The sequence below is a fragment of the Stenotrophomonas sp. HMSC10F06 genome, assembly GCF_001807865.1.
GTDB lineage: Bacteria > Pseudomonadota > Gammaproteobacteria > Xanthomonadales > Xanthomonadaceae > Stenotrophomonas > Stenotrophomonas bentonitica_A.
The window spans coordinates 140,286-140,654 of record NZ_KV791308.1; the positions used below are offsets into that span (position 1 = coordinate 140,286).

The 369-nt window shown below is 65.9% G+C and carries 1 protein-coding gene; it reads left to right on the plus strand.

Translation table 11 applies throughout. From position 1 onward, the window contains the following. A partial coding sequence (locus HMPREF3113_RS19080) for a hypothetical protein (protein ID WP_254665328.1) occupies positions 1-369 on the plus strand: 369 nt, incomplete at both ends.

A 369-nucleotide genomic window follows, 5' to 3' on the forward strand; every position in this document is an offset into this window, starting at 1 on the left:
GAAGGCCGTGACCAAGAAGACCGCAGCGGCCAAGAAGGTTGCCGGCAAGAAGACCGCCGTCGCCAAGAAGACCGTCGGCAAGAAGGTCGCCACCGCCAAGAAGGCCGTTGCCAAGAAGTCGGCGACCGCCAAGAAGGCCGTGACCCGGAAGACCGCGACCGCCAAGAAGGTGGCCGGCAAGAAGACCGCCGTCGCCCGCAAGTCGGTCGGCAAGAAGGTCGCCACCGCCAAGAAGGCCGTTGCCAAGAAGTCGGCGACCGCCAAGAAGGCCGTGACCAAGAAGACCGCCGCCGCCAAGAAGACCGTCGGCAAGAAGGTCGCCGCTGCCCGGACCGCTGTTGCCAAGAAGTCGGCGACCGCCAAGAAGGC